Annotated in this window: 4 protein-coding genes; 1 reads left to right on the top strand and 3 read right to left on the bottom strand. The window is 67.7% G+C overall.

Annotated features, from left to right (window positions below; translation table 11 throughout):
* Nucleotides 1-71: 71 nt before the first annotated feature.
* From ACWGH4_RS31720 to ACWGH4_RS31710, 3 genes are read right to left on the bottom strand one after another with little or no spacing between them, the layout of a single operon-like run.
* Entirely contained in the window at nucleotides 72-848 is a 777-nt protein-coding gene (locus ACWGH4_RS31720) for an amino acid ABC transporter ATP-binding protein (RefSeq protein ID WP_453466963.1), read from the bottom strand.
* Nucleotides 845-1810 (bottom strand): amino acid ABC transporter permease, encoded by a 966-nt coding sequence (locus ACWGH4_RS31715; protein ID WP_453466961.1) that lies wholly within the window; start codon nucleotides 1808-1810, stop codon nucleotides 845-847. Before ACWGH4_RS31715 ends, ACWGH4_RS31720 begins: the two co-directional genes overlap by 4 nt.
* 44 nt (nucleotides 1811-1854) lie before the next feature.
* Complete coding sequence (locus tag ACWGH4_RS31710) at nucleotides 1855-2799, bottom strand: ABC transporter substrate-binding protein (RefSeq protein WP_453466959.1); 945 nt, start codon at nucleotides 2797-2799, stop codon at nucleotides 1855-1857.
* Between the two features lie 524 nt (nucleotides 2800-3323).
* On the opposite strand from ACWGH4_RS31710, the gene ACWGH4_RS31705 reads away from it, so the two are divergent.
* The gene (locus ACWGH4_RS31705; RefSeq protein WP_356621366.1) at nucleotides 3324-4535 is read left to right on the top strand and encodes an NAD(P)-dependent malic enzyme; all 1212 of its coding nucleotides are present in this window, start codon (nucleotides 3324-3326) and stop codon (nucleotides 4533-4535) included.
* Nucleotides 4536-4590: the final 55 nt, after the last annotated feature.

The raw sequence follows: 4590 nt of genomic DNA, 5'->3' as shown, positions 1-4590 counted from the left end.
GACCACCGGTCCGTACCGCCCCTTGCCGTCTCCGCTCGGAACGCCTTCGGCAGATCAGAGCGCCTTCGAGGTCAGAGCACCTTCGAGAGGAACGACTTCGTCCGCTCGTGCTGCGGGTTCCCGAGCACGTCACGCGGGTGGCCGGCCTCGACGACCACGCCGTCGTCCATGAAGACGAGCGCGTCGCCGACCTCACGGGCGAAGCCCATCTCGTGGGTCACGACGATCATCGTCATGCCGTCCTCCGCGAGGCCGCGCATGACGTCGAGGACCTCGCCCACCAGCTCGGGGTCGAGGGCCGACGTCGGCTCGTCGAAGAGCATCAGCTTCGGCTCCATCGCGAGCGCACGGGCGATCGCGACGCGCTGCTGCTGGCCGCCGGAGAGCTGGGTCGGGTAGTTCTTGGCCTTGTCGGCCAGTCCCACCCGGTCCAGCAGCTTCAGCGCACGCTCGCGGGCCACGGACTTCGACTCGCCCTTGACCTGGACCGGAGCCTCCATGACGTTCGCGAGGGCCGTCATGTGCGGGAAGAGGTTGAAGCGCTGGAAGACCATGCCGATGTCCCTGCGCTGCGCCGCGACCTCCTTCTCCTTCAGCTCGTAGAGCTTGTCGCCCTTCTCGCGGTAGCCCACCAGCCGCCCGTCGACCGAAAGCCGGCCGCCGTTGATCTGCTCCAGGTGGTTGATGCACCGCAGGAAGGTGGATTTGCCGGATCCGGACGGGCCGACCAGGCAGAACACCTCACGGTGCGCGACCTCGAGATCGATGCCCTTGAGGACCTTCACATGGCCGAACGACTTGTGGACGTTCTCGGCCTTCACCATCGGCTGCGTCGACTGGGAACTCATACCTTCACGCCTCCGACATTGCTCTGGACACGGAACGACGACAGCTGTTTGCGCAGCCGCTGGAGCGGCGTGGGCGGCAGCGAACGGCTCGAACCGCGGGCGTAATACCGCTCCAGGTAGTACTGGCCGATGCTGAACACGGTCGTCAGCGCCAGGTACCAGAGCGAGATCACGATGTAGCCCTCCATGATGGCGAGCGTCCGGGAGCCGAATTCACGGCCCCGCAGGAACAGCTCGCCGTACCCGATGGCGAACGCCAGCGAGGAGGTCTTGAGCATGTTGATGAACTCGTTGCCGGTCGGCGGAATGATCACCCGCATGGCCTGCGGCAGCACGATGCGACGCATCGTCTTGCCGCCCTTCATGCCGAGCGCGTGCGCCGCCTCCGTCTGACCCGCGTCGACCGACTGGATTCCGGCCCGGCAGATCTCGGCCATGTACGCGGCCTCGTTCAGGCCGAGCGCCAGCAGCGCCGCCACAAAGGGCGTCATGACCTGGTTCATCTCGTCCCGGTAGATGAAACCGAGGTCGAGGTACTGGAAGACCAGCGAGAGGTTGAACCACAGCAGGATCTGCACCAGCACCGGGGTGCCGCGGAAGAACCAGATGTAGCCCCAGGCCACCGAGGAGAGCACCGGGTTGGGCGAGAGTCGCATCACCGCGAGGATCGCGCCGAGGACCACACCGATCACCATCGAGTAGACGGTGATCTTCAAGGTCTCCCAGGCGCCCCAGGCGAACGTGCCGTTGGTGATCTGGTCACCGACCACGCTCCACTGGATCTGGGCGTCGGCGAACGCCCGCACCAGCAGTGCGAGGAGTCCGAGCACCACGACGGCGCTGATCCAGCGCCCGTAGTGGCGCACGGGAACGGCCTTGATGGGCCCCGAGTAGCGGGGGGAGGCGTCCCGGCCGCCGTCCGGGGGGACGTCGGCCGGCACCTTGTCGAGGGGGTCAGTCACAGAGTTGCTGCCTTACATGAGGGAGGTTGTGGCGGCGAGTGGCGTCACTTGCCGGCGTTGACCGTTGCCTTCTCGATGGCGCCGCTCTCGGCCTTCCACTCCTTCAGCACCTCGCCGTACGAGCCGTCGTCGATGATCTGCTGGACGGCCGCCTGAAGAGCGTCACGCAGCTGCGTGTTCTTCTTGCTCACCGCGATGCCGTACGGCGCGGCGTCGATCTGCTCGCCCACGACCTCGAAGAGGTTGCCGCCGCCGGCGTTCAGCTCGTTGTAGAGGGCGACCGGGAAGTCGGTGATCACCGCGTCGGCACGCTTGGTCTGGAGCTGCGTGATCGAGTCGGTGTCCTGGTCGGAGATGAACTCCTTGATCTTGTCGGAGCCGCACTTCTTCTGCGTCTCCTTGAGCAGCGCCTCGTTGGCCGTGCCGCGCTGGGCGGCGACCGTCAGGCCGCACAGGTCGTCCAGCGTGCTGACCTTCTTGGGGTTGCCCTTCTGGACCAGGATCGCGGAGCCGGCCTTGAAGTAGTTGACGAAGTCGGCACCGCCCTTGGCGTCCTCGGTCGCGCCCTGCTGGCGCTCCTTGGTGTCCGTCATCGACGACATCACGATGTCGGTGCGGCCGTTGTTCATGCCCAGGACGAGCTGGTCGAAGGTGGAGTTCTCGAACTGGAACTCGACCCCGAGGACCTTGCCGAGGGCCTTGGCGATGTCGATGTCCACGCCCGCGGGCTTGTTGCCCTCGTCCATGAACTCCATCGGGGCGTACGCGATGTCGGATCCGACCTTGATGACGCCCTTGTCGCGGATCTCCTGGGGGAGCTTGTCGTTCAGCGGCGCGGCCGACGCGTTCCCCTTGGTCTCCTCCTTGGCGCCGCTGTCCGTCTGGTCGCCACAGGCGGTCAGCAGCATGGCGCCGGCGACCGCGATGGCGCTGACCGCGGCTATGCGGGACTTCGCGGCGGTCGTGCGGCGCTTGGTGCTTGCGGTCATGATCGGGGTCCTCCGGCGGGTGAGGGTGGAGTTACCAGGTCGTACTGCACTCATCTTCGAGTGTCGCGACCTTGTCTGTTTTCGGCATCTTGCCATTCGGACGAGCCCATTCAGGGGGCCACGCATGTCAAAATCGGATAACGGGTCACCCCCGAACCCCGGCGGGCCGGTACATCAAGGCCGGACCATTCGCTGGAAAGCCTTCTTCCGGCCGGAAGATCTTCGGTCGTCTTGCCTTCTGGGCGGGTTCGGCTGCACCTGGCGGGCTTGTCCGGGTTTCTGGCTATGAACCGCGTCACCGAGCGCATATCGACTCGTCCGCGGTGTGGTCCGTCCGGTAAGAAGGATCCTTACACCCCTCATCCGGGGCTCAGGGCGCGTGTGCGGCGCGCCCGCGCGTACGTACCTCCCCCTGCCGGGGCGGGCCAACCGCCCTAGCGCAGGGAACGGACGCGGTGCCCGCCCACCCCTCCTCAACCAGGAGTGGCCACCCTCAACTGATGAAGACCTAAGGGGTCAACCACATGGCAGCGGAGATCGTCAATCCTCGCAGCGACAGCGCCGACACGGAGAGCGCCGACGAGCCCTTCGATCCGGCGTTCGCACTGCACCGCGGCGGCAAGATGGCCGTCCAGGCCACCGTGCCGGTGCGGAACAAGGACGACCTGTCCCTCGCTTACACACCCGGCGTCGCCAAGGTCTGCACCGCCATCGCGGAGCGGCCCGAGCTCGTGCACGACTACACCTGGAAGTCCCAGGTCGTCGCCGTCGTGACGGACGGAACGGCGGTGCTCGGTCTCGGAGACATCGGACCGGAGGCATCCCTCCCGGTCATGGAAGGGAAGGCGATCCTTTTCAAGCAGTTCGGCGGCGTGGACGCGGTCCCGATCGCCCTCGCCACCACCGACGCCGACGAGATCGTCGAGACCGTCGTGCGTCTCGCGCCCTCGTTCGGCGGAGTGAACCTCGAGGACATCTCGGCACCCCGGTGCTTCGAGATCGAGCGCAAGCTCCAGGAGCGCCTCGACATCCCCGTCTTCCACGACGACCAGCACGGCACCGCCGTCGTGACCCTCGCCGCCCTGCGCAACGCCGCCAAGCTGACCGGGCGCACGCTCGGCGACCTGCGCGGTGTCATCTCCGGCGCGGGCGCGGCCGGTGTGGCGATCGCGAAGTTCCTGCTGGAGGCAGGTCTCGGCGACGTGGCGGTCGCCGACCGCAAGGGCATCGTCAGCCGTGACCGCGAGGACCTGACGCCGGTCAAGCGTGAGCTCGCCGAGCTCACCAACCGCGCGGGCCTCTCGGGCTCACTGGAGAACGCGCTGGCCGGCGCGGACGTCTTCATCGGCGTCTCCGGCGGCACCGTGCCGGAGGCCGCTGTCGCGTCCATGGCGCCGGGGTCGTTCGTCTTCGCCATGGCCAACCCGAACCCGGAGGTGCACCCCGACGTCGCGCACAAGTACGCGGCGGTCGTGGCCACCGGCCGTTCGGACTACCCGAACCAGATCAACAACGTCCTCGCCTTCCCGGGCATCTTCGCGGGCGCGCTCCAGGTGCGGGCGTCGCGGATCACCGAGGGCATGAAGATCGCGGCGGCGGACGCGCTCGCCGACGTCGTCGGTGACGCGCTCTCGGCCGACTACGTGATCCCCTCGCCCTTCGACGAGCGGGTCGCGCCCGCGGTGACCGCGGCGGTGGCCGCGGCGGCGCGGGCGGAGGGCGTCGCCCGCCGCTGACCCGAGTCGGCACCACGGCTGGACGAACCGGGCCGTGTCGTACCCCGTGCGGGGG

The sequence above is a fragment of the Streptomyces sp. NPDC054847 genome (genome assembly GCF_053610925.1).
The sequence above is the reverse complement of the archived record's forward strand: the minus strand, read 5'-3'. Positions and strand labels throughout refer to the sequence as shown.